Origin of the sequence: Kitasatospora sp. MBT66, from assembly GCF_000710405.2 — a bacterium.
GTDB lineage: Bacteria > Actinomycetota > Actinomycetes > Streptomycetales > Streptomycetaceae > Kitasatospora > Kitasatospora purpeofusca.
Window position 1 is genome coordinate 182,544 of record NZ_JAIY01000004.1, and the last position, 21,880, is coordinate 204,423.

24 protein-coding genes are annotated in these 21,880 nt (G+C 73.2%); 12 read left to right on the forward strand and 12 right to left on the reverse strand.

The features are described from left to right. Positions 1 to 139: 139 nt before the first annotated feature. Entirely contained in the window at positions 140 to 1,258 is a 1,119-nt protein-coding gene (serC, locus tag BI06_RS07555) for a phosphoserine transaminase (RefSeq protein WP_030393572.1), read from the forward strand. Positions 1,259 to 1,482: 224 nt separating this feature from the next. Here serC and BI06_RS07560 read toward each other — a convergent pair whose 3' ends face one another. Beyond that, positions 1,483 to 2,247: an SDR family NAD(P)-dependent oxidoreductase gene (locus tag BI06_RS07560; RefSeq protein WP_043467357.1), complete on the reverse strand. Its 765-nt coding sequence runs from the start codon at positions 2,245 to 2,247 to the stop codon at positions 1,483 to 1,485. Positions 2,248 to 2,359: 112 nt separating this feature from the next. Here BI06_RS07560 and BI06_RS07565 point away from each other — a divergent pair, with 112 nt between their 5' ends. Next, positions 2,360 to 2,956, forward strand: coding sequence for a TetR/AcrR family transcriptional regulator (locus tag BI06_RS07565; RefSeq protein WP_030393574.1), 597 nt, complete (start codon positions 2,360 to 2,362; stop codon positions 2,954 to 2,956). 36 nt (positions 2,957 to 2,992) lie between these two features. On the opposite strand, the gene thpR is transcribed toward BI06_RS07565, so the two are convergent. Then, entirely contained in the window at positions 2,993 to 3,583 is a 591-nt protein-coding gene (gene thpR / locus BI06_RS07570; protein WP_030393575.1) for an RNA 2',3'-cyclic phosphodiesterase, read from the reverse strand. Positions 3,584 to 3,629: 46 nt separating this feature from the next. Here thpR and BI06_RS07575 point away from each other — a divergent pair, with 46 nt between their 5' ends. After that, positions 3,630 to 4,148, forward strand: coding sequence for a GNAT family N-acetyltransferase (locus BI06_RS07575; RefSeq protein WP_199523254.1), 519 nt, complete (start codon positions 3,630 to 3,632; stop codon positions 4,146 to 4,148). 93 nt (positions 4,149 to 4,241) lie between these two features. On the opposite strand, the gene BI06_RS07580 is transcribed toward BI06_RS07575, so the two are convergent. The 7 genes from BI06_RS07580 to BI06_RS07610 form a co-directional block, all read right to left on the reverse strand. After that, positions 4,242 to 5,864 carry an MFS transporter gene (locus BI06_RS07580; protein WP_369826090.1) on the reverse strand — a complete coding sequence of 541 codons (1,623 nt, stop codon included), beginning with the start codon at positions 5,862 to 5,864 and terminating at the stop codon, positions 4,242 to 4,244. Between the two features lie 43 nt (positions 5,865 to 5,907). Next, positions 5,908 to 6,342, reverse strand: a complete 435-nt coding sequence (locus tag BI06_RS07585; protein ID WP_030393578.1) for a MarR family winged helix-turn-helix transcriptional regulator — start codon at positions 6,340 to 6,342, stop codon at positions 5,908 to 5,910. A gap of 183 nt (positions 6,343 to 6,525) precedes the next feature. Next, entirely contained in the window at positions 6,526 to 8,289 is a 1,764-nt protein-coding gene (locus tag BI06_RS07590; protein ID WP_149030304.1) for a hypothetical protein, read from the reverse strand. A 118-nt stretch (positions 8,290 to 8,407) separates the two neighbouring features. Continuing rightward, the gene (locus BI06_RS07595) at positions 8,408 to 9,247 is read right to left on the reverse strand and encodes a nucleic acid/nucleotide deaminase domain-containing protein (RefSeq protein WP_233290063.1); all 840 of its coding nucleotides are present in this window, start codon (positions 9,245 to 9,247) and stop codon (positions 8,408 to 8,410) included. Positions 9,248 to 9,249: 2 nt separating this feature from the next. Beyond that, complete coding sequence (locus tag BI06_RS07600; RefSeq protein ID WP_157855212.1) at positions 9,250 to 9,801, reverse strand: SUKH-4 family immunity protein; 552 nt, start codon at positions 9,799 to 9,801, stop codon at positions 9,250 to 9,252. A gap of 25 nt (positions 9,802 to 9,826) precedes the next feature. Continuing rightward, positions 9,827 to 10,801 (reverse strand): nucleic acid/nucleotide deaminase domain-containing protein, encoded by a 975-nt coding sequence (locus tag BI06_RS07605; RefSeq protein WP_043466650.1) that lies wholly within the window; start codon positions 10,799 to 10,801, stop codon positions 9,827 to 9,829. Further along, complete coding sequence (locus BI06_RS07610) at positions 10,798 to 11,514, reverse strand: hypothetical protein (RefSeq protein ID WP_030393583.1); 717 nt, start codon at positions 11,512 to 11,514, stop codon at positions 10,798 to 10,800. Before BI06_RS07610 ends, BI06_RS07605 begins: the two co-directional genes overlap by 4 nt. Positions 11,515 to 11,752: 238 nt before the next feature. Between BI06_RS07610 and BI06_RS07615 the strand changes: the two genes are divergently transcribed. After that, positions 11,753 to 12,160, forward strand: a complete 408-nt coding sequence (locus tag BI06_RS07615; RefSeq protein WP_051740439.1) for a VOC family protein — start codon at positions 11,753 to 11,755, stop codon at positions 12,158 to 12,160. A 62-nt stretch (positions 12,161 to 12,222) separates the two neighbouring features. Here the strand turns inward: BI06_RS07615 and BI06_RS07620 are convergent, their stop codons facing one another. Then, positions 12,223 to 13,146: a DUF4231 domain-containing protein gene (locus BI06_RS07620; RefSeq protein ID WP_030393585.1), complete on the reverse strand. Its 924-nt coding sequence runs from the start codon at positions 13,144 to 13,146 to the stop codon at positions 12,223 to 12,225. A gap of 124 nt (positions 13,147 to 13,270) precedes the next feature. On the opposite strand from BI06_RS07620, the gene BI06_RS07625 reads away from it, so the two are divergent. After that, a complete protein-coding gene (locus BI06_RS07625; protein ID WP_043466653.1) occupies positions 13,271 to 13,714 on the forward strand; it encodes a VOC family protein in 444 nt (147 codons plus the stop codon). 31 nt (positions 13,715 to 13,745) lie between these two features. Next, positions 13,746 to 14,231, forward strand: coding sequence for a SitI3 family protein (locus BI06_RS07630; RefSeq protein ID WP_051740442.1), 486 nt, complete (start codon positions 13,746 to 13,748; stop codon positions 14,229 to 14,231). Between the two features lie 125 nt (positions 14,232 to 14,356). Here BI06_RS07630 and BI06_RS07635 read toward each other — a convergent pair whose 3' ends face one another. Next, positions 14,357 to 15,343 (reverse strand): LuxR family transcriptional regulator, encoded by a 987-nt coding sequence (locus tag BI06_RS07635; protein WP_043466656.1) that lies wholly within the window; start codon positions 15,341 to 15,343, stop codon positions 14,357 to 14,359. 160 nt (positions 15,344 to 15,503) lie between these two features. Here BI06_RS07635 and BI06_RS07640 point away from each other — a divergent pair, with 160 nt between their 5' ends. From BI06_RS07640 to BI06_RS07645, 3 genes are all read left to right on the forward strand, one after another. Next, positions 15,504 to 15,881 (forward strand): hypothetical protein, encoded by a 378-nt coding sequence (locus BI06_RS07640; protein WP_149030305.1) that lies wholly within the window; start codon positions 15,504 to 15,506, stop codon positions 15,879 to 15,881. A 119-nt stretch (positions 15,882 to 16,000) separates the two neighbouring features. After that, the gene (locus tag BI06_RS50415) at positions 16,001 to 16,168 is read left to right on the forward strand and encodes a hypothetical protein (RefSeq protein ID WP_157855214.1); all 168 of its coding nucleotides are present in this window, start codon (positions 16,001 to 16,003) and stop codon (positions 16,166 to 16,168) included. Positions 16,169 to 16,212: 44 nt separating this feature from the next. Then, complete coding sequence (locus tag BI06_RS07645) at positions 16,213 to 16,683, forward strand: hypothetical protein (RefSeq protein ID WP_030393589.1); 471 nt, start codon at positions 16,213 to 16,215, stop codon at positions 16,681 to 16,683. A gap of 134 nt (positions 16,684 to 16,817) precedes the next feature. Here BI06_RS07645 and BI06_RS07650 read toward each other — a convergent pair whose 3' ends face one another. Beyond that, positions 16,818 to 18,281, reverse strand: coding sequence for an NCS2 family permease (locus tag BI06_RS07650; protein ID WP_030393590.1), 1,464 nt, complete (start codon positions 18,279 to 18,281; stop codon positions 16,818 to 16,820). A gap of 245 nt (positions 18,282 to 18,526) precedes the next feature. On the opposite strand from BI06_RS07650, the gene BI06_RS07655 reads away from it, so the two are divergent. From BI06_RS07655 to BI06_RS07665, 3 genes are read left to right on the forward strand one after another with little or no spacing between them, the layout of a single operon-like run. Then, positions 18,527 to 18,874 carry a DUF2530 domain-containing protein gene (locus tag BI06_RS07655; protein ID WP_078879923.1) on the forward strand — a complete coding sequence of 116 codons (348 nt, stop codon included), beginning with the start codon at positions 18,527 to 18,529 and terminating at the stop codon, positions 18,872 to 18,874. 52 nt (positions 18,875 to 18,926) lie between these two features. After that, positions 18,927 to 21,527, forward strand: a complete 2,601-nt coding sequence (locus BI06_RS07660) for an HAD-IC family P-type ATPase (protein ID WP_051740446.1) — start codon at positions 18,927 to 18,929, stop codon at positions 21,525 to 21,527. Positions 21,528 to 21,566: 39 nt separating this feature from the next. Then, positions 21,567 to 21,803 carry a hypothetical protein gene (locus BI06_RS07665; protein WP_030393593.1) on the forward strand — a complete coding sequence of 79 codons (237 nt, stop codon included), beginning with the start codon at positions 21,567 to 21,569 and terminating at the stop codon, positions 21,801 to 21,803. Positions 21,804 to 21,880: the final 77 nt, after the last annotated feature.

Genomic DNA, 21,880 nt, shown 5'->3' on the forward strand with positions numbered 1-21,880 from the left:
GCCCCGTCGCAGCTCCCCCGACAGCGGGTCCGGATACCGACCGGACCCGCTGTTTCCGCAGCTCGCGGGCGGGTCGGGGGCATCTCAGCGGGCGGACGGGCGTCGAACCGCGGGTGCCCCGGCCGGTAGGCTGCGGCGCGTGGCTCAGATCCAGATCCCCGCTGACATCAAGCCCGCCGACGGCCGTTTCGGCTGTGGCCCCTCCAAGGTGCGCCCCGAGGCCCTGAGTGCCCTCGCCGCCACCGAGACCTCCCTGCTCGGCACCTCCCACCGCCAGGCCCCGGTGAAGAACCTGGTCAAGCGCGTGCGCGAGGGCGTGAGCAGCCTGTTCTCCCTGCCCGAGGGATACCAGGTGGTACTCGGCAACGGCGGGTCCACCGCCTTCTGGGACATCGCGGCCTTCGGCCTGGTACGCGAGAAGTCCCAGCACCTCGACTTCGGCGAGTTCTCCTCCAAGTTCGCCTCCTCCGTGAAGGCCGCGCCCTGGCTGGCCGAGCCGAGCGTGATCAAGACCGCCCCCGGCACCCACCCGCTGCCGGTCGCCGAGGCCGGGGTGGACGTCTACGGCCTCACCCACAACGAGACCTCCACCGGCGTCGCGATGCCGATCGCCCGCCCGGCCGGCGCCGACCAGGGCTCGCTGGTGCTGGTCGACGCGACCTCGGGCGCCGGCGGCCTGCCGGTTGACATCACCGAGACCGACGTCTACTACTTCGCCCCGCAGAAGTCCTTCGCCTCCGAGGGCGGCCTGTGGCTGGCGTCGTTCTCCCCGGCCGCCCTGGAGCGCGCCGCCGAGATCGCCGGCTCCGGCCGGTACATCCCGCCGTTCTTCGACCTGCCGACGGCCATCGACAACTCGTCGAAGGACCAGACGTACAACACCCCGTCCATCGCCACCCTCTTCCTGCTGGCCGACCAGCTGGAATGGATGAACGGCAACGGCGGGCTCGACTGGGCCGTCGCCCGTACGGCTGATTCCTCGTCCCGGCTGTACGGCTGGGCCGAGAAGTCCTCGTTCGCCAATCCGTTCGTGGCGAACCCGGCCGAGCGCTCCCAGGTCGTCGGCACGATCGACTTCGACGACTCGGTGGACGCGGCCGCCGTCGCCAAGGCGCTGCGCGCCAACGGCATCGTCGACACCGAGCCGTACCGCAAGCTCGGCCGCAACCAGCTGCGGGTGGCGATGTTCCCGGCGATCGAGCCGGCCGACGTCGAGGCGCTCACGGTCTGCATCGACTACGTGGTCGAGCGGCTCTGACCCCGACCGCGTGCCCGAGCGGCTCCGACCGGCCGCACCCGCACAAGTGAAGGGCCACCGCCTCCGGGCGGTGGCCCTTTTCCGTTCCGCCGGCCCCGGCGGCTACCGGTTGACCAGCGAGCTGGCCAGCACGATCACCAGCAGCAGGACGAGCGCGCCGGTCACGATTCGCATGCGAGTCTTGGGATCCACGGTCAACGAGCGTACCCCCGCACGCTCCGCGCTCAGACGCCGAGGTTGGATCCGCCGCTGGCGTCCAGGTTCTGGCCGGTGACCCAGCGGGCGTCGTCCGAGGCCAGGAAGGCCACCACGTCCGCCACGTCGGCCGGCTCGGCGACCCGGTCGAAGACCGAGTACGAGGACGCCCGGGCCCGCGCCGACGGGTCCGCCAGCCAGGGGTTGATGTCGGTGGCCACGATGCCCGGCAGTACCGCGTTGACGGTGATCCCGCGCGGCCCCAGCTCCTGGGCGAGGGTCAGCGTGAGGGTGTTCAGCGCCCCCTTGGTCATCGCGTAGGCGACGGCCTCCGGGAACGCCACCCGGGTGACGCCCGAGGAGACGTTGACGATCCGCCCGCCGTCGCGCAGCCGGTCCAGGCCGTGCCGGACGACGAAGAACGGCGCCCGCGTGTTGACCGCGAAGACCCGGTCGTAGGCGGCCTCGTCCACCTCGTGGATCCGCCCCGGCTGCCCGATCCCGGCGTTGTTCACCAGGATGTCCAGCCCGTGGCCGCCGCCGTACCCGGCCAGCCCGGCGTCGAAGGCGGCCCAGAGCGCCTCGGCGTCCCCGGGCACGCCGAGTTCGGCGGCGACCGCGAAGGCCCGGCCGCCGTCCCGCTCGATCTCCTCGGCCGCCCGTCCGGCCACCTCCGGGTCCCGCCCGTGCACCGCGACCAGCGCGCCCTCACGCGCCAGCCGCTCGGCGATCCCCCGCCCGATGCCCCGGCTGCCGCCCGTCACCAGCGCCGTCCGCCCGGTCAACCTCGCCATGACCGCCCCCTTCTTCAGGGCACCGCCGGGTCCGGCGGCGCCCACTTCTGTAGTGATCGCTAATGAAATGACCGTAGCACGGTTTCTGTAGTGGGCGATATAGAATCGGCGCATGGCCACCACCACCGCGAAGCGCGGCCGCCCGCGCTCCTTCGACCGCGAGGCCGCCCTGGAGCAGGCCCTGCGACTGTTCTGGGAACGCGGCTACGAGGCGACCTCGGTCGCCGACCTCACCACCGCGATGGGCATCCGCCCGCCGAGCCTCTACGCGGCCTTCGGCGACAAGAGCGCCCTCTTCGGCGAGGTGGTCGACCGGTACCGGGAGGGCCACGGCGCCTACGCGACCCGCGCGCTCGCCGAGGAGCCCACCGCCCGGGCCGGCGTGGCCCGGATGCTGCGCGAGGCCGCCGCCATGGCGACCGACCCCGACCACCCGTGGGGCTGCCTGCTGATCAGCTCGACCGTCAACTGCACCTCGCCCGAGGTGACCGGGGCCGTCCGGGAGCTGCGCAACGCCAACGTCCGCGCCCTGGAGTCACTGATCCGCGCCGATGTCGCGGCCGGTCACGAGCCCGCCGGGACGGACCCGGCGGCCCTGGCGCAGTTCACCGCCGCCGTGGTCCAGGGCATGTCGCAGCGCGCCCGCGACGGTGCGACCCGCGCCGAACTGGAGCGGGTCGCGGCGGACGCCATGCGGATCTGGCCCTGACCGGGCCTCCCCCACCGGCTTCCCCCGACCCCCCGCTCAGTCCTCCCAGCGGGCCAGCGGCCAAGAGGCGAGCGAGCTGTAGTGGGCGAAGCCGCCGCCCTGCTCGCTCTGCATCAGATGCAGCTCGGCGGCCTCCCACTCCGGCCCGCGGTAGCCCTCCAGGGCCTGCGCCAGCCCGTCCAGCTCCGCCGCGGCCGCCCGCTGCGCCGCGCGCCGCTGCCCCCGCGAGGACCCGGCCCTGGCCAGCGTCAGATGGGGGTGGAAGCTGAACGCGTCCGCCCCGCCGGCCATCTCCGCGGTGGCCCCGGCCACCGCCTCGGCCAGCCCGCGCAGCGCCCACACCCGGCCCTCGACCCCGGCCCAGAGCACCTTGTCGCCGAACCGGCCGGCCCCGGCCAGCCGCAGGGGGTGCGCCGGATTCACCGCCGCCACCGCAGCCAGCCCGGCCGACAGCTCCGGCACCCGCTCGGCCGGCACCTCGCCGAGGAACGCCAGGGTCAGGTGCCAGCCCTCGACCGCCGTCCAGCGCAGCCGGTCCGCCCCGGGCAGACCGCGCACCGGCGCCACCGCGTCGACCAGGTCCTGCAACGCCTCCGCCGGAGGAAGCACCGCCACGAAGAGCCTCATGGGGACATCTTCCACCGGGAGACGGTTTGGACTAGAACGGTTTTCCATGAAGATCCGCAACGGGGGTCCCGAAGACATCCCCGACATCCTGTCCCTGCTCGACGGCGCCGTGGAGTGGCTGGCCGCCCAGGGCCGCACCCGCCAGTGGGGCGAGCACTCCTTCAGCGGCACCCCGGCCCGGGTCGAGCACATCGCCAAGTACGGCCGCGAGCCGTTCCTGATCCGGCTCGCGGTCGACGAGGAGGGCCGCGCCGTCGGCTCCTGCGTACTGTCCGAGGAGCGGCCCGAGTACGCCACCCCGGTGGACGGGCCCGAGCTGTACATCCGCAACCTGGTGACCGACCGGACGCGCAAGGGCTCCGGCATCGGCGCCGCGCTGATCGCCGACGCCCTCGACGAGGCGCGCCGGCGCGGCATCGGCCTGCTGCGGGTGGACTGCTTCGCCGGCGGGGACCGCAAGCTGGTCGGCCAGTACCGGGCGCTCGGCTTCACCGAGACCGAGACCTTCGAGGTCGAGCAGCCGGCCGGGCTCTGGCAGGGGCAGATCCTGGCGATCCGGCTCTGACCGGCCGTCGGGCCCCGGAGCGCCGTCCGACGCTCCGGGGCCGACCCGATGGGGGCCGTCTGTCGGACAGCCCCCATCGGGTCGGCCCCACTGTCAGCAGGCGGTGGCCAGCTCCGGCTTGACGCCGGCCGTCGGCCGCGGCACCAGGGCGACGATGCGGCCGCCGCGCCCCGGGTGCAGGTCGAGGCGCAGCCGCAGCTCCGCGCTGCGGGCCAGCACCAGGCCGACCGCGGTGGCCGCCAGCGCCGAGACCAGGCCGCAGGCCAGCAGTCCGAGCCGGGGCCCGTACGAGGCGGTGACCCAGCCCACGATCGGCGCCCCGATCGGCGTGCCACCGGTGAAGACCAGCACCAGCAGGCCCATCACCCGGCCGCGCATCGCGGGCTCGGTGCCCAGCTGCAGGGCGGCGTTGACCGAGGTGTTGAAGCTCAGCCCGAACACCCCGATCAGGGTGAGCAGCAGCGCGAAGGTCCAGTAGCCGGGCGCGAACGCCGCCAGCACCTCCAGCGCGCCGAAGCCGAGGGCGGCGCCGACGAGTCTGCGCAGCCTGGGCGCGCCCCGGCGGGCCGCGATCAGGGCCCCGGCCAGCGAACCGACCGCCATCGCGGTGTTCAGCAGGCCGTACTGCCCGGCGCCGACGTGGAAGTCCGTGGCGAAACCGGACAGCAGGGTCGGGAAGTTGAAGCCGAAGGTGCCGATGAAACCGGCCAGCACCATCGGCCAGAACAGCTCCGGCCGCTCCTTGACGTACCGCAGCCCCTCCCGCAACTGCCCCTTCTCGCGGGCGATCGGCTCGGTCGGGCGCAGTTCGCTCTCGCGCATGGCGAGCAGTCCGCCGATGACGGCGGCGAAGGACAGCGCGTTCACCGCGAACGCCCAGCCGCTGCCGACCGCGGCGATCAGCAGACCCGCGACGGCGGGGCCGACCAGCCGGGCGGTCTGGAAGTTGGCGGCGTTCAGGCTGACCGCGTTGGCGAGGTGCTTCGGGCCGACCATCTCGGAGACGAAGGCCTGCCGGGCCGGGTTGTCGACCACGGTGACCAGGCCGAGCAGCAGGGCGAAGGCGTAGACGTAGTACGGCGTCACGACGCCGGCCACGGTCAGCACGGCGAGGCCGGCGGCCAGCAGGCCCATCGCGCCCTGGGTGCCGATCAGCAGCTTGCGCTTGGGCAGCCGGTCGGCGAGCACTCCGCCGAAGAGGCCGAGCAGCAGCATCGGCAGGAACTGCATGGCGGTGGTGATGCCGACCGCGAGCGGGCTGCCGGTGAGGCTCAGGACCAGCCAGTCCTGGGCGATGCGCTGCATCCAGGTCCCGGTGTTGGACACCACCTGGCCGGCGAAGTAGTAGCGGTAGTTGCGAACGCTCAGTGAGCTGAACATCCCCCCGGGCCGGGTGAACCGGGCTCCGGTCGGCGAGTCCGCCGTCCTCGGGGACGTGGCCGCGTGGCTGCGGCCGGGAGCGGCGGGGTCCTCCGCCGCGGTGCGTTCGTCGGGGTCGTCGTCGCCGTTGCCCGGCAGCCCCGTCGGGGCGGGTGCCTGGGTGTCGGCGGCCGCGGCGCTCGCCGCGGCGGTGTCGGTGGTCTGCTCGTCGGTCCGGATACGGGTGGCGGCTGCGGTGGCGGCGGCCGGCGGTGTCACAGTGGTCTCCCCTCGCGGCGCGGCGGCCGGTGCTCCGGCCGTCGCGCTCCTGGTGTCTGTCCTCGGTCCTGCGGTAATGCGTTTCTCCTTCGTCCTCCGGCGGCTACCGGAATCGATCTGCCTAGAGGTGTGCGAGCTTGTAGAGCACGGGCGCCGCCTCGCGGAGCTTCGCCCATTCCTCCTCGTCGAGTCCCTCGGCGAGTTCGGCGAGCCAGGCGTTCCGGCGACTGCGGGACTCCGCCAGGATCGCCTCGGCCTCCTCGGTACTGCTGACGACCACCTGGCGGCGGTCCTCCGGGTGCGGCTCGCGCCGCACCAGGCCCTTCTCCTCCAGCATCGCGACGATCCTGGTCATCGAGGGCGGCTGCACGTGCTCCTTCCGGGCGAGCTCGCCCGGTGTGGCCTTCCCGCACCGGGCGAGGGTGCCCAGCACCCCGATCTCGGTGGGGCTGAGCGACTCCTCGACCCGCTGGTGACGCAGTCGACGGGAGAGGCGCATGGCGGACGATCGCAGCTGACTGATGGCTGCGAGGTCCTGCTCGGACATCTCGGGCATGTTGTTTAGCTTACGTCATTACTCTCGCTAAAGAAAATTGGTTTGCGATCGCCCGCATCACGGGGTCCCGATCGGGGTACGCGCGAGGGGTTCACCGCGTCGCCACGTCGCCACGTCGCCACGTCGCCACGTCGCCACGTCGCCACGTCGCCACGTCGCCACGTCGCCGCGAGCCGGCGAGGGTCAGCGCCGGGTGTCCACCGCCGCGAGACCGTCCGGCATGCCCAGCACCAGCAGCGTGCCGGCCAGCGCCAGCGACCACACCTCCGAGCCGGTCCGCAGGTCCAGCACCCCGCCCGTCCCCAGGTCGCGCACCCGGACGAACCCGTCCGACCAGGCCGCCGCCACCACCGGACCGGCCGCCGTCGCCCCGGCCGCCACCGCCGTCACCGGACAGCCCCGGCGGTCGGACGGCTCGGGCATCGGCGCCGAACGCGGCCCCCAGAGCCGCACCGCGCCGTCGAAGCCGCCGCTCACCAGCAGCGGGATCTCCGGATCGGACAGCGGCCCGCCGCCCAGCGCGGTACCGGCCAGCGCCGTCACCGGCCCGTGGTGCAGCCGCTCGCTCAGCACCTTGCCGTCCTCGGACCAGTGCACCGCGCCGCCCGCGTCGCCGAGGGCGGGCGCGGAGTCCGCCAGCCCACCGACCGCCGCCACCGCGCTGAGGTCCCCGGAGGCCGCGCCCACCGCGTCCAGCGCCGCCATCAGCCCGTACGGCTCCAGGCCCGGCCGGGGCTCGGCCGGCACCACCAGCTCCGGCCGCCCCCAGGCGTCGAGCAGCACCGCGGAACCGCCCGCCGTCACCGCCAGCCCCCGCAACGGGCGCGGCGCGGGCACCACCAGCGCGCCCAGACGGCGGCCGGTGGCGGCGTCGAAGGTCCGCACCGAACCGGTCGGATCGGCCACCAGCACCTGCCCCGCGTACGGTCCCGCCCCGGCCGTGAGCGCCACCGCCGGCCCCGGCCAGTCCCGGTCGACGCCCTCCCAGCGGGCCCAGCGCCCGGCCCAGGGCCCCGGCAGCTGCGCCAGCACGGCCGCGGCCGCCGCGGCGACGGTGTCCCCGCCCAGCAGCCGGGTGCGCAGCACCGCCGCCCGCACCGCCGGGTCCGGCTCCTCGATCACCGCCGGTCCGGCGGCCCGCCAGGCCCGGGCCAGCGCGTCGTCCCGCCGCTCGACCGCCGCCGTCACCGGGACGGGGCGGGCGAGCGCGTAGAGCAGCGGATCGGCGGCCAGCGGGCCGGGGTCGGCCGCCACCGTCGTCCAGAGCGCCGACAGGGCCTCCTCGCCGAGCGAGCGCAGCTCCGTCCCGGGCGGCGGCGGCAACGGGACCGGCGGGGCGGCGGGCGCCCCGAGGACCGGCCCGGGCAGCGGGTAGGCGGCCGGGTCGCCGCCCTGCTCCACCGCCCAGGCGGCGAACCGCGCGGCGTCCGTCCACTGCGGCTCACCGAGGTCCAGCACCGCCGGGGCGGGCACGGCGGTGAACGCCCGGGCGGCCGGGCCGTCCGTCGCCGCCCCGACCACCAGCCGCACCCAGGGCAGCCGCAGCAGCGGGTCGAGCAGCTCGGTCACCAGGGCGGCCGGATCCTCGGCCAGGTCCAGCTCGGGCACGCAGACCACGGTCGGCCGTCCGTCCGCCGCGATCGCCTCGACCAGCGGGCCCGGGGCGTGCGCGACCAGGTCGAGCTGCTGCCCGAGCGACCAGACCGCCGTCCGCACGGTGGCGCCCCCGGCAGGCAGCACCGCGTGGATCCGCCGCCCGCCCGGGGCCTCGGCCCCGGTGCAGCCGCGCACCAGCCAGGCCAGCAGGTGCGACTTGCCGGACCCGGGCGGCCCGGCCACCCGGCACAGCCGCGGCGCCCGCGGATCGTCCAGCCAGCCCAGCAACGCCATTCCGGCCGGCCTGCGGCCCGCCCCCAGCCGCGGCATCCGCAGCCCGCTCCCCGCCATCGCCCGCTTCCCTCTCCCCGTGCTCCCGTACCGCGTGCCCGACCCGGCCGTGTCCGGCCCGGTCGTACCCCGCCCAGCAGTTCTCGACCCAGCAGTGCTCAGCTCAGCAGTGCCCGACTCAGCCGCGCCGCTCGGCCACGCTGATCATCAGCGCCTTGATCCCGCTCTCCCGGGACTCGGCCGTGTCGCCGTAGTCAAAGCTGTGGGTGAACTCGGCCTGCGGGAACTCCCGCGCCAGCCAGCGCGCGCAGTAGTGGCCGGGCATCATGCACGGCTCCAGCTCGCAGTACACCCGGACGACCTGCTCGGCCTCCACGCCCTCGGCCCGCAGCCGGTGCCAGAGCGCCTCCTCGGGGTGCAGCAGGCCGGGGCCGCCCACCTCCGTGACGATCCGCTTTTCGCCCTGGTCGTCGACCACCTCGAAGGCCGCCGAGGAATCGATGTTCAACGGCCGCCGCAGGTCGTCCAGCACCCGCGGCCACCAGCCCTCCCGGTCGTCGAAGGCGGTCGGGTCCGCGGCCAGCAGGCCCTCCCGCAGCTCCCGGTAGGCGGCCAGGGCCCGCTCCGGCCGGTCCACCTCGGCGACCGCCGGCAGCAGCCGGTCGAGCAGCAGCAGCCCCGCCGCGAACGCCGCCACGCTGCCGCTCACCGGCAGGTCCAGCGGCTCGGCGCCGAGCAGGAGGGCGCGGACCGACCGGTCCGGCGCGAAGTACAGCTCCGCCCCGCCGTCCGTCCCGATCCGCAGCTGGGCCGCCACCGGCCCGGCGTCGGCCCCGGCCGCCGCGGCGTATTCCCCCAGCGACAGCGGATCGCCCTCCTCCGCCGCCCGGAAGTACGGCCCCACCTGCACCGGCAGCCCCGGGTGCCGCAACGGCCCGGCCGGCGCGATCGGCAGGGCCCGTAGCCCGCGCGGCCCGAAATGCGCCAGCAGCGCCGCCGATCCGTCGCCGTCGTCCACGGTCACAGGGTGGCCCAGGTGTCGAGGAACATCGCCCAGAACTCGCTCTTGAAGGGCAGAGAGTCCCAGCGCTCCATGCCCTCCTGGACGATCTCCTCCACCGCGGCCCAGTCGTTGGGGTCCGGGCGCTCGTCGGGGCCCGGACGTTCGACCTCGAACTTGTAGACGAGGTAGCTCAGCGAGGAGACGTCCCCGTGGATCAGCTCGTACTCGGTCTCGGCGTCCGGGTCCGAGACCCAGATCGTGCCGTCGCCGAGGTGCACGTACACGGTCGCCTGGAAGAGGCTGCCCAGCGGCTGCAGCCGGCCGTGCTCCGTGTCGACCGGCGCGGAGTCCCAGGTCTCGAAGGCGCGGGCCGGGGTGGCCGGGTCCCGGTCCGCGAACTCCTCCAGGATCCGGAAGAGCCCGTTGGAGAACGGGATCCCGATCTCGGTCACGAAGCGCGCGCCGTCGCCCTCGGGCCAGATCCGCGCCGCCGCCTCGGGGCGGAACCGCAGCAGGTCGCCGGGCGTGGCCCGCTCCACGACCACCGGCCACTCAATCCCTACCAGCACCTCGTCCATCCTTCGTTCTCGACCGTCACAGACCCTTGGCCTTCTTCTTCGCGGCCGAGGCCGTCTTGTCCTGCTGCCCCTGCGCGTCGAAGTCCTTGCTGCCCATCGTGCCACCGTGCTGCCCTGCGGCGTGGTCCTGCTCGAGCTGTTTCAGGTAGGCCTTGTGCGCCCAGTCCCGGTCGTTCGCCGGGATCTTGTTGTCGTAGGCGACGCCGTGGGAGACGTTCAGTTCGGGGTTCTGGGACTCGAAGTGCCGGCCCAGCCAGCGCTGGCAGTTCGGGCCCGCCTGGCAGGGCTCCCGCTCGGTGTAGAGGTCCCGGACGTTGCCCGCCTTGTCCCCGAGCAGCGGTTTTCCGATCGAGCGCTCCGAGTGGCTCCGGTTGTAGTCGCTCCGGCCGACCAGGATGAACTCGCCCTTCTCGTCCCGGTACCGGAGCGAGGCGTAGTTCTTGCCGCCGTAGTCGCCCTGCGCCCGCCGGACCTCTTCCACCGCTCGGGAGAGCTCGTCCGGCTTCTCGATCCGCTGGCTGACGACCTTCTCGTCCTGCTTCTGCTTCCCGTCTTCGTCCGTGTCGGACTTCTTGTACTTCTTCGCGTTGTGGTGCTTGTCCAGCTCCGCCTTGGTCGGGTCCTTGACGTTGGTCCCGTCCAGGATGGTCTTGAGGGACGCGTCCGGGTTCTGCAGGTCGACGAGTTTGCCGTCCTTGATCTCCTGGACCCGGCCGTCGTCGTGGATGTAGTACTTCCGCGGTGCCGTCTTCGGCCCGTCACCACCCGCGCCGTTGCCCGTCTTCGGCGGTTCGGCGGCCTTGTCCTTGGCCTTGCCGTCGAAGTCGCCGGCGGTGTGGTGGTCGTTGTCCTTGTGGTGCTTGGCGGTCTTGTTGAGGTTGTCGCCCGCCTGCTTGTACATCTTCTTGGCGGCCTTGCCCATGTCGTCCGACAGGGTCTTGCCGAGCTTCGACGCGACGTTCTTGAGCGCCTTGACCGTGGGGTCGCTCACTCGAAGTTCACCGCCGACACCCGGGCGCCGAAGACCTGGGCGTGCTGGGCCACCTTCTCCGCCTGCTCGTGCAGGGCCCGGGCGTGCGCCTCCACCGCGGCCGGGTTGATCTTGAACGCGGCGCCGACCGAGCCCCCGCCGACCGCGGCCTCGGCCGCCTCGAAGACCAGCCCGGACACCGCCTCCGCGACGACCTCGATCAGCGGGTTGAGCGCGGCCTCGACCACCTGGGCGACGATGTACTCCTGCAACTGGTGCGCCAGGTAGGACATCAGCTTGCGCGCGGCCTGCTGGGCCGCCACGGCGCCGACCTCCGCCAGCCCCGCCGTCGCCACCGCGGCGGCCTGGGCGGCGACGAAGGTGGCGGCCAGGACGATGAGTTCGCCGAGCGCCTCCAGCTTCATCGCGACGATCGCGTCGGCGGCGATGTCCATCGCCTGCGCGACCACGTGCGCGGCCTGGACGACCTCGTTGAAGTGCTTGTCGGACATCAGCGCCCACTTGGCGGCCAGCGCCTGGTAGGACGCGCCCTCGTAGGCGCCGCCGAGCTGATGGATCGTCGCGGTCGAGTCCGCGTGCACCTCTTCGAGGCCCTTGGCGAACTCCTTGATGTGCTCGCCGAATTCGCGGACCCGGTCCTCGTTGACCGAAGGCCAGCGGATACCGATGAAGTTCAGCAGCGTCGCGACTTCGTCGGGCAGTTCGATTGCCATCGAGAAACCCCCCGTAACCAACAATCCCTCGATTGGATCAAAAGTTTATACAACTAATCATTGGTCTCCCGATGCCCAAGAAGTGCCGATTCTGTAGCGATCCGGAACGTTACGGACCGAATCGCCCCACATCTCTGGCCGTGCCCCCGATGACTCCCGGTGCGATGCTGGATCGTGGGGCCCGGTCCACGCGGACCCCCGGCGCCGCACCACCCCTCAGCAGAAGGGCCGAGCAGACATGACCGACGTCGCCGCCGAGCAGGCCGCGCAGGCCGACACCGGCTTCGCCCGCCTCGCCATGGTCACCATCGACTGTGCCGACCCGGTCGCACTGGCCGCCTTCTACGGCGAGCTGCTCGGGTGGGAGACCCGGCACGTGGACGAGCAGTTCGCCATCCTGGACAACCCGGAGGGCGGCAGCCCGCTCGGCTTCGGACGGGTCAGCGGGTACCGGCCGGAGCCGTGGGTCGAACCGGACGGCGGCAAGCACTTCCACCTGGACTTCTACGTCGACGACCTGGAGGAGGCCACCGCCCGTGCGCTGGCCCTGGGCGCGACCGAGCCCACGTACCAGCACGGGCGCACGCTCAAGGTGCTGATCGACCCGGCCGGCCACCCGTTCGGTCTAGCGCCCCTGGACGCCTGAGCCCGGCAGTGGACGGCCCGGCCCCGGCACTGGAAGGCCGGGTGCCGGAAGGCCCGCCCCGCTCAGCGCGGGAAGGCCCGCTTGGCCCGCCAGGTGGTGTGCTCGCGCGACACCGCGTCCTCCGCCTCGGCCGCCAGCCGGGCCCAGCCCCGCTCGGCGTCGGGCCCCCGCAGGTCGAGGTCGGACAGCTGGTTGCCGACGTTCTCCAGCTCCCGCGCCGCCAGCTGGTACGCGGCCGCCAGCGGGCGGAGCTGCTTCAGCTGGGTCCAGGCGATCACCGACGCGGCCGCCGCCGAGGTGGCCCCGAAGACGTGCACCTGCAGCGCCCCGGTCGCCTGCGCGACGGCCGCCGCCGCACCGACGATGATCAGCGCCGCGACGGCCAGCCCCCAGGTGACCGCCTGCGACTCGCAGGACTCCGCCCGCGAGCGGTACCACGTCCGCTGCCCCTCCACCCGGGTGCGCAGGTAGAGCGTGCGGCGCGAGGTCAGCGACTCCGCGCGGACCCGCCGCATCTCCGGGGTGATCTCGGCGACCGCGTCCGGCGGCACGATCGCCGGGTCCTCGAAGGCCCGCAGCACGTCCTCCAGCTGGAGCAGGTAGACCCGGTCGACGTCCGCCGACTCCGCGTCACCCTCGAACGGGCGGGCCCGCACCGAGTACTTCCAGGCCAGCGTCTTCACCGACTCGGCCGCCGCCCGCGCCTCGTACCACCGCGCCTGCGGGTTGCCCCGGCGCAGCCGGGACCAGAAGTACCCGGCCACCAGGAACGCCACCACCGAGAACAGCGGCGTGATGTCGGCGGCGCCCTTGTCGTCCGGCCCGGGCAGCGAGCCGACGACCGCCGCGACCACCAGCATCGAGATCAGTCCCCGGTACCAGCGCAGCGTCTCCTGCTGACCGGCGATCGACGCCCGGTCGGCCGTCCGGAACAGCTCCGGCAGCAGCTGGGCCTCGACCCCCGTCGGCGGATCCTGTCGCACCATCGAACCGCTCCCCTCCCCCGTCTCGCCCGGAGTATGCCCCCGGTCAACTCCGCTACACCGCGACCTTTTTGACGCCTCCTCTTGCCCCGGACGACCCGCAACCCATATAACCGGTTACATGCCCATGCACTGGAAGCTCGTCATCGACGCCGCCGACCCGCACCGCCAGGCCGCCTTCTGGGGCGCCGCCCTCGACTACACCGTCGAGGACCACAGCACCCTGATCGGCAACCTGCTGTCCGCCGGCGCGGTCACCCCGGCCCAGATCACCGAGGTCGACGGCCGCCACGCCTGGCTCACCCTCGCCGCCGTCCGCCACCCGGAGGACCCGCACGACCCCGTCTCCGGCACCGGTCTCGGCCGCCGCATCCTCTTCCAGCGCGTCCCCGAGCCGAAGCAGGGCAAGAACCGCCTCCACCTCGACCTCCACCCCGGCCCGGACGCCCGCGCCACCACCGTCGCCCGCCTGGAATCCCTCGGCGCCACCAGCCTCCACGAGGTCGCCGAACCGGGCGGCTCCTGGGTGGTCATGCAGGACCCGGAGGGCAACGAGTACTGCGTCCACTGACACCCCGGCGCAACCGAACGGATTTCCAGCCGTGTCGATCTCCCACAGCTTCAACCTGGCCACGCCGCTGCCCGCCGCCGAGGTCGCCGGTGCGCTGAACGACATCGCGCGGGGCATCGGACTGTTCGACTCGACCGCGAAGCCGGAGCAGTCGCTCACCGAAGGCGTCGACACCGGGTTCGGCACCCGGGTCCGGGTGTTCGCCGCCAACCCCAAGCCGTGGAATCCGCTGATCACCGACCTCGGGCTCACACCGACCGTCTCGGTCACGTTCAGGCTGGACAAGACCGACAATCTGTCCGGGCAGGAGGACGACATCGTCCGACTGGTGTCGGGCCTGCTGACCCGTCTCCCGGGCGACGCGGTGCTGCAGTACCACTACGAGGTCGTCTGGCTGCTGCGGCGCGGTGGCGAGCTCAGCCTCAACGAACGGGACGACCTCTGGACGCCCGCGCGGCTGGCCGCGGTCCCGCAGCCGTACCGGCGCGAGACGCACGCGTTCTCCGAGGAGGGCTGAGCGCCACTGTCGCCGACAGTGCCGAGGCCCGCACTCCGATCGGAGTGCGGGCCTCGAACAGCACCAGGGTCAGCGGCAGGCCAGGCGCGAAGGCCAGGACCGGCCGGCCGAGCAGATGGGCCGCGCTACGACAGCCAGCCCGCCCGGGCCGCGCGGGCGCCGGCCTGGAAGCGGCTGCGGGCCTCGAGGCGCTCCATCAGGTCGGTGGCGATGCGGCGGGCGGTGCGCGGGGAGACGCCCAGCCGCTTGGCGATGGCGTCGTCGGTGTGCCCTTCGGCCAGCAGCGCGAGCGCGGTGCGCTCCTGGGCGGTGAGGCCGTTCCGGTCGAGCCGGGCGACGGCCCCCAGCGGCTGCGCTCCGGCCCAGACGGTCTCGAACAGCGCGCAGAGCGCGGTCAGCATCCCCTGGCCGGTCAGTACGACGGCACCGGCCGCCGTGTCGTCGCTGCGCACCGGGATGACGGCGGTCGCCCGGTCGACGACGATCATGCGGGTCGGCAGTTCGGGCACGGTCCGGACCTGGCCACCGAGGGCGGCCAGCCAGTTCACGTACTCGACGGTGTGCGGGCTGTTGCGGACACTGTCCAGGTAGACGGTGCGCATCCGCACGCCGCGGTCGGCCAGCGCGCGGTTGAGCGGCTTGGCCGCCTCGATGTTCTCCGGCCTCTGGCCGCCGTCCGGCGCGAAGGTCATGATCTCCTCGCGCGCCTCGTTGGAGAAGCGGCTCAGCCGGTCCCGGATCCGGTCGAGCCCGACCAGCTGTTCGACGTCGGGCGTGTTCGCCTCCGGCCGCAGGTCGGCGTAGTCGGCGATGAGCTGCGCCGCCGCGGCCCGGGAGGCCTCGATCCTGGCCTGCGCGGCGGCCAGCTCGGCCTGCTGCCGCGCCATCAGGATCTCCATCCCGACGTCCGGGGAGACCGCGCGCAGGGAACCGGGCCGCTCGGCGGAGGGGCGCAGCAGGGCCAGCTCGCTCAGGTGGTCCAGGGCGGTCCTGACCTGCGGCTCGGCCAGGGACAGGCGATCGGCCAGCGCGGCCACGCCGTCCTCCGGGTGGGCCAGCATGGCCCGGTAGACGGACTCCGCGACAGCGTCCAGCCCCAGTGCGGTCAGCATGTCCGTTCCCCCGTGACGAAATCGTGTTCGCTACGCGTGCGATCCTTCCACACCCTCCGAACCCCCGACCAGGGCACCTCGTGGACGCTTCCGGCCAGGGCCTGAAGTGTCCGGGTTGAACCACTCCACACCGATCGCCCGCTTCAGCACCCTTGGCTTCATGTATCTCGTGCACACCGTCCTGCGGCGCCCCGAACCGGAGGCCGTCCTCCCCCCGGACACTCGCGAGCTCCTGTCGGCCCTGGTACGCCCGGAGGACCGGATCGAGCACCTCGTGCTCCACCGCGACGCCGTGCCCGACCCGGTGCTCGGCCTGTTCCTCCTCACCGACTCGCTCGCCGAGGCCGAGAGCCGCGCGACGGAGTTCTGCCGGACGGCGCTGGGATCGCTCCCGGAGCTCCTGGGCTGGCGGGCCGACCGGGTCGCCGTCCCGCTCGTCACCCCGTTCTACGAGCGGCTGCTGGCCGCTTCCGGCACCCCTGACCGGAACGGTCCAGGGCCGTTTCCGTCCACCGGCCGGGCCTTCCACCCGCGCTGAGCTGCGACGAAGCTGGTGTCTGCCGGAAGGGGCCAGGCCCCGGACGGCACCGGAGGAGGCGTCACCGCGGGATGCGGCCTCCGGGACCCAGCCGCTGCACACCCGAGAGGACCACCACCATGTTCCGCACCGTCATCGCCAAGGCCGCCGCGGTCGCCACCTTCGCCCTCGTCGCCCTGGCCGGACTGGCCGCCACCGGGCAGACCGCCACGCAGACCACCACCACTGTCGAGGCCCGGCCGATCACCGTCATCGCCCCGCCGGCCGAGGACCTCATCTGGGGCTGACCCGCCCGGCGTCCCGGCGGACACCACCTGCACAATCACGTCGTATGACGGATCCGACCGACACCCACGCCTACCACCCGGACCCGGTCGCATGGACCGAGGACGGCCGGGAGTACACCGCACACATCCTCGGCACCATCGGGGCGAGCCCCGACCTGATGCGGACCGACCCCGCGCTGGCCGTACGCCTGATCGACGAGCAGCTCGCCGAGGAAGGGCTCGACACCCCGGCCGACGAGGAAGCGGCCCACCGACTCCGCGCCCTGCTGCTGTGCGTCGCGGGCGAGTTCATGATCAACGCCTTCGAGGGCCACTGGGCCTGGACCGTCGACCCGACTTCCCCGCTCGGGGGCCGCTGGGTGGTCACCGGCTTCCCGCACCCCCTGGGGCAGCGGACCCACGCCGTCGATGTCCCCGGCCTCTCCGACGAGGCCGTGAACACCCCACCGGCCCGGATCGTCCACATCGTCAACCGCGCCGTCCAGCTCTCCGGCATCCGCGTCTTCGTCTCCTGACCGACCGCGTTCGCCCCCCGAGCACCCCGGCGACCGGCGACCGGCAGGGCGGCAGGGCGGCAGGGCGGCAGGGCGGAACGCCGAGGGCCCTCCCCGCGGTGCGGAGAGGGCCCGGGACCGACCGGCGTCCGGTCTCAGAGCAGACCGAGGGCCGGCATCAGGTAGTAGAAGGCGAAGACCGCCGAGACCGCGTACATCGCGACCGGCACCTCCCGGCCCCGGCCGGCGGCGAGGCGCAGCACGCAGAAGGCGATGAAGCCGAAGCCGATGCCGTTGGTGATGCTGTAGGTGAACGGCATCATCACGATGGTCAGGAACGCCGGGATCGCGATCGTGTAGTCGGCCCAGTCGATCTCCTTGATCGAGTTGGCCAGGATCAGGAAGCCGACGGCGACCAGGGCGGGAGTCGCGGCCTGGGCGGGGACCATCTTGGCGAGCGGGGAGAAGAAGAGCGCCACCATGAACAGGGCGCCGGTGACGATCGAGGCGAAGCCGGTGCGCGCGCCCTCGCCGACACCCGCGGTGGACTCGACGAAGCAGGTGTTCGCGGAGGAGGAGGTCGCGCCGCCCGCCGCGGTGGCGATGCCGTCGATCATCAGCACCTTGTTGATGCCCGGCAGGTCGCCCTTCTCGTCCAGCAGGTGGGCCTCGTCGGCCACGCCGAGGATGGTGCCCATCGCGTCGAAGAAGCAGGACATCAGCACGGTGAAGACGAAGAGGACGCCGGTCAGGACGCCGACCTTCTCGAAGCCGCCGAACAGGCTGACCTCGCCGACCAGGCCGAAGTCCGGCTTGGCGACCGGGCTGCCGGGCCAGGCCGGGACGGTCAGGCCCCAGGCGCTGGCGGGCAGGTCCGCGAGCTTGTCGATGACGACGGCGACGACGGTCATCACCGCGATGGAGACCAGGATCGCGCCCGGCACCTTGCGGACGATCAGGACCAGGGTCAGCAGCAGGCCGAGCACGAAGACCAGGACCGGCCAGCCGAGCAGGTGGCCGCCGGTGCCGAGCTGGAGCGGCACGGTGGTGTGGGCGGCGTCGGGCATCCGGGTGACGAAGCCGGCGTCGACCAGGCCGACCAGGCTGATGAACAGGCCGATGCCGATGGCAATGCCCTTGCGCAGGCCGAGCGGGACGGCGTTCATCACCCGCTCGCGCAGGCCGGTGGCGACCAGGATCATGATCGCGAAGCCGGCCAGCACCACCATGCCCATCGCGTCCGGCCAGGTCATCTTCGGCGCGAGCTGGAGGGCCACGATGGTGTTGACGCCGAGGCCGGCGGCCAGGCCGATCGGGACGTTGCCGATCACACCCATCAGCAGCGTGGTCAGACCGGCGGTGAGCGCGGTGGCGGTGACCAGCTGGGTGTTGTCCAGGTGGGCGCCGGTCATGTCGGTGGCGCTGGCCAGGATGATCGGGTTCAGCACCAGGATGTAGGCCATGGTGAAGAAGGTGGCGATACCGCCGCGGATCTCGCGCGACAGGGTGGAGCCGCGCTCGCCGATCCGGAAGTAGCGGTCCAGGGCGCCGGTCGGGGGCTTCGGCGCGTCGGGCTGGGCGGGCTCGGGCGACTCGGTGGTCGGCTGGGCCACGGGCATGCTGCGTCCTCTGTGGGGGCGGAGGAGAGGGGGGAGCCGCCCGAGCGACTGCGGCCGGGCGATCCGGTCGGACGGGCACGAAGCACGATGTCCTGGGCGTGCCCCGGCCAACCGGAATGACAAGTATGAGTTCCGCAATCGCCGGTTCGCTATCTTCGCGCGTAGACCGGAGTGGATCGGGACGACCCCGGACAGTCCGCACAGGAAATCGATCGAACGCCCGCCGCACCCGTACCCTAGGGCCCATGCCCAAGACGCCATCGCACCCCTCCCCTCCACCGCTGGAGGCCAATGACGTCGCGATCGTCGGCGGCGGGACGGTGCTCTGGTTCGTGGCGTTCGTCGTCCTGCTCCCCTTCTGGGGGACCCTCTCCGACCACGGCCACGGCAACTGGCCGTGGATCTGCCTGGCCGGCGGCGGCCTCGGTCTGATCGGCCTCTGGTACTGCCGGGCCCGCCGGGACGCCATCGCCCGGAGCCGGGCCGCCGAGGCGGGGACGACGGGTGCGACGGGCACCCCGGGGACGGCCGAGCGGTCGCCGCGCACGGCCCCGGAGGGGAACGGCGGGGACCCGGCCACCCGGTCGGACTGAATAGTCCTTTAGTAGCACGCATCGGACATAAGGCGCCCGTAGAGTCGGTGCCATGACGCAGCCTGCGCAGCCCGCCGAGGACCGGCCGACCGCGGCCCCGGCCGCCGGGGAGAAGCCCACCGGGGAGAAGCCCGACGGTGCCCACCCGCTCGGGCTGCTGCCCGGCCGGCGCGGCGGTCTCACCGCCGCCGAGGTGGCCGAACGGGTCGCCCGGGGCGACGTCAACGACGTACCGGTCCGCTCCAGCCGCTCCACCAAGGAGATCGTCCGGGCCAACGTCTTCACCCGCTTCAACGCGATCATCGGCGTGATGTTCGCGATCATCCTGGTCGTCGGCCCGATCCAGGACGGCCTCTTCGGCCTGGTCATCGTCGCCAACACGGCGATCGGCATCATCCAGGAGCTGCGCGCCAAGAAGACCCTGGACAGCCTGGCGCTGATCGGCGAGGCCCGACCGCAGGTCCGCCGCGACGGCACGGTCCAGCAGATCGCCGTCGGCGAGATCGTGCTGGACGACACCGTGCTGCTGGGCATCGGGGACAAGGTGATCGTCGACGGCGAGGTCACCGAGGCGGACGGTCTGGAGATCGACGAGTCCCTGCTCACCGGCGAGCCCGACTCGGTCCTCAAGCAGCCCGGCGACCAGGTGATGTCCGGCAGCTTCGTGGTGGCCGGCGCGGGCACCTTCACCGCCACCAAGGTCGGCCGCGAGGCGTACGCGGCGCAGCTGGCCGAGGAGGCCAGCCGGTTCACGCTGGTGAAGTCGGAGCTGCGCAGCGGCATCGACAGCATCCTGCGGTTCATCACCTGGCTGCTGATCCCGACCGCGGTCGGTCTGATCATCAGCCAGCTGGCGGTGGAGGGCCGCGACTGGCGCGAGGCGGTCCGCCGGATGATCGCCGGGATCGTGCCGATGGTGCCCGAGGGCCTGGTGCTGCTGACCTCGGTGGCCTTCGCGATCGGGGTGATCCGGCTGGGCCGCAAGCAGTGCCTGGTCCAGGAGCTGCCCGCGATCGAGGGCCTGGCCCGGGTGAACACCGTATGCCTGGACAAGACCGGCACCCTCACCGAGGGCGGCATGGACCTGGTGGACCTGCGGGTGCTCGGCGCCGACGCGGACGGCGGGGACGCCGGGGCCGCCGACGAGCGCGGCGCGCTGGACGACCGGGGCACCCTCAAGGAGACCGTCGAGCAGGCGCTGGCGGTGATGGCCGGGGCCGACGCCCGCCCCAACGCGTCCATGCAGGCCGTCATCGACGCCTACGGCGACGGCCGGGAGACCACCGGCCGGGACGCCGCGGTCGGCGGCCCGCAGTCCCCCGACGGCGACGGCCCGGAGGCCGGCCGGGGAGCCCCCGGGGCCCGTGGCGGCTGGCGGGTGATCGAGGCGATGCCGTTCTCCTCCGCCCGCAAGTGGAGCGGCGTCCAGCTGCTGGAGCCGCGCGGCGGCGAGGCCAGCTGGCTGCTCGGCGCGCCCGACGTCCTGCTGCCGGCCGGCCACCCGGCGCTGGCCGAGGTCGACGAGCTGGGCGCCCAGGGCCTGCGGGTCCTGCTGCTCGGCCGCACACCCGTCCCGCTGGACGCCCCGGACCCGGCCGCCGGACTGCGCCCGCTCGCCCTGGTGGTGCTCCAGCAGCGGCTGCGCGAGGACGCCGCCGACACCCTGCGCTACTTCGAGAGCCAGCAGGTCGAGGCGAAGGTGATCTCCGGCGACGCGGCCGTCTCGGTCGGCGCGGTCGCCGCCCACCTCGGCCTGCCCGGCGCCGACCATCCGGTGGACGCCCGCACCCTGCCCCGCGAGCCGGAGGCGCTGGCCGACCTCGCCGAGCGCACCACCGTCTTCGGCCGGGTCACCCCGCAGCAGAAGCGCGAGCTGGTCGGCGCGCTGCAGTCGCGCGGGCACACCGTGGCGATGACCGGCGACGGCGTCAACGACGTGCTGGCGCTCAAGGACGCGGACATCGGCGTGGCGATGGGCAGCGGCAGCGACGCGACCAAGGCGGTCGCCCAGATCGTGCTGCTGAACAACTCCTTCGCGGTGATGCCCTCGGTGGTCGCCGAGGGCCGCCGGGTGATCGGCAACATCGAGCGGGTGGCCGGGCTGTTCCTGGTCAAGACGGTCTACTCGGTGCTGCTGGCGCTGCTGGTGATCTTCACCCACTCGCCGTACCCGTTCCTGCCCCGGCACTCCACCGTGCTGTCCACCCTGACGATCGGTGTGCCGGCCTTCTTCCTGGCGCTCGCGCCCAACAACGAGCGCGCCCGCACCGGCTTCGTGCGCCGGGTGCTGCGGCTGGCGATCCCGGGCGGCGTCATCGCCGGCACGGCGACCTTCACCGCGTACGCGCTGGCCCGGGCCAACCACGCCACCGACCTCGAGTCGGACACCAGCGTGGCCACCCTGACGCTGTTCCTGGTCGCCATCTGGGTGCTGGCGATCGTGGCCCGCCCGTACAACTGGTGGCGGGTGCTGCTGATCGCCACCATGTGCGGCGGCTTCGCGCTGGTGATGACCGTGCCGTGGCTCTCCGACTTCTTCCAGCTCTCGCTGTCCGGCACCCGGGACCCGTGGCTCGGGGTGGGCATCGCGGTGACCGCCGGGCTGGTGCTGGAAGTGGTCTGGCGGATCATGCGGCGCCGGCTCGATGATTGAGCCACGAACCGGAGGGGTTCGGCGACGGGGGGTACCGCGATGGGGCGCAGGGGCGGGGAACTGGAGGCCTTCGCGGCCTTCCTGGGCGGACTGCTGGTCACCGGGCTGCTGGCCGGGCTGCTGGTGGGGGTCGGTGCGCTCGCGCACATCGAGGCGGGCCCGCTGCTGACCAAGGCGGTGGCGGCGGTGCTCACCGCCACCTGGGTGCTGAGCACGCTCGCGCTCTACCTGCGGATGATCGCCCGCGGCCGGACCCGCTCCGGCTCCCGCTCCTGACCGGGGCCGTTCCCGACCGACGTTGCTCCTGACCGGGGCCGTTCCCGACCGACGAGAACCGGACGCGCCGGAGCCGG

Excerpts from the sequence above, each read along its gene's own strand:
- BI06_RS07560 (WP_043467357.1), bottom strand. The coding sequence starts at position 2,247 with ATGGCGAGGTTGACCGGGCGGACGGCGCTGGTGACGGGCGGCAGCCGG.
- BI06_RS07565 (WP_030393574.1), top strand. The coding sequence starts at position 2,360 with ATGGCCACCACCACCGCGAAGCGCGGCCGCCCGCGCTCCTTCGACCGC.
- thpR (WP_030393575.1), bottom strand. The coding sequence starts at position 3,583 with ATGAGGCTCTTCGTGGCGGTGCTTCCTCCGGCGGAGGCGTTGCAGGAC.
- BI06_RS07575 (WP_199523254.1), top strand. The coding sequence starts at position 3,630 with ATGAAGATCCGCAACGGGGGTCCCGAAGACATCCCCGACATCCTGTCC.
- BI06_RS07585 (WP_030393578.1), bottom strand. The coding sequence starts at position 6,342 with ATGCCCGAGATGTCCGAGCAGGACCTCGCAGCCATCAGTCAGCTGCGA.
- BI06_RS07590 (WP_149030304.1), bottom strand. The coding sequence starts at position 8,289 with ATGGCGGGGAGCGGGCTGCGGATGCCGCGGCTGGGGGCGGGCCGCAGG.
- BI06_RS07610 (WP_030393583.1), bottom strand. The coding sequence starts at position 11,514 with ATGGCAATCGAACTGCCCGACGAAGTCGCGACGCTGCTGAACTTCATC.
- BI06_RS07615 (WP_051740439.1), top strand. The coding sequence starts at position 11,753 with ATGACCGACGTCGCCGCCGAGCAGGCCGCGCAGGCCGACACCGGCTTC.
- BI06_RS07620 (WP_030393585.1), bottom strand. The coding sequence starts at position 13,146 with ATGGTGCGACAGGATCCGCCGACGGGGGTCGAGGCCCAGCTGCTGCCG.
- BI06_RS07625 (WP_043466653.1), top strand. The coding sequence starts at position 13,271 with ATGCACTGGAAGCTCGTCATCGACGCCGCCGACCCGCACCGCCAGGCC.
- BI06_RS07635 (WP_043466656.1), bottom strand. The coding sequence starts at position 15,343 with ATGCTGACCGCACTGGGGCTGGACGCTGTCGCGGAGTCCGTCTACCGG.
- BI06_RS07640 (WP_149030305.1), top strand. The coding sequence starts at position 15,504 with ATGTATCTCGTGCACACCGTCCTGCGGCGCCCCGAACCGGAGGCCGTC.
- BI06_RS50415 (WP_157855214.1), top strand. The coding sequence starts at position 16,001 with ATGTTCCGCACCGTCATCGCCAAGGCCGCCGCGGTCGCCACCTTCGCC.
- BI06_RS07645 (WP_030393589.1), top strand. The coding sequence starts at position 16,213 with ATGACGGATCCGACCGACACCCACGCCTACCACCCGGACCCGGTCGCA.
- BI06_RS07650 (WP_030393590.1), bottom strand. The coding sequence starts at position 18,281 with ATGCCCGTGGCCCAGCCGACCACCGAGTCGCCCGAGCCCGCCCAGCCC.
- BI06_RS07655 (WP_078879923.1), top strand. The coding sequence starts at position 18,527 with ATGCCCAAGACGCCATCGCACCCCTCCCCTCCACCGCTGGAGGCCAAT.
- BI06_RS07660 (WP_051740446.1), top strand. The coding sequence starts at position 18,927 with ATGACGCAGCCTGCGCAGCCCGCCGAGGACCGGCCGACCGCGGCCCCG.
- BI06_RS07665 (WP_030393593.1), top strand. The coding sequence starts at position 21,567 with ATGGGGCGCAGGGGCGGGGAACTGGAGGCCTTCGCGGCCTTCCTGGGC.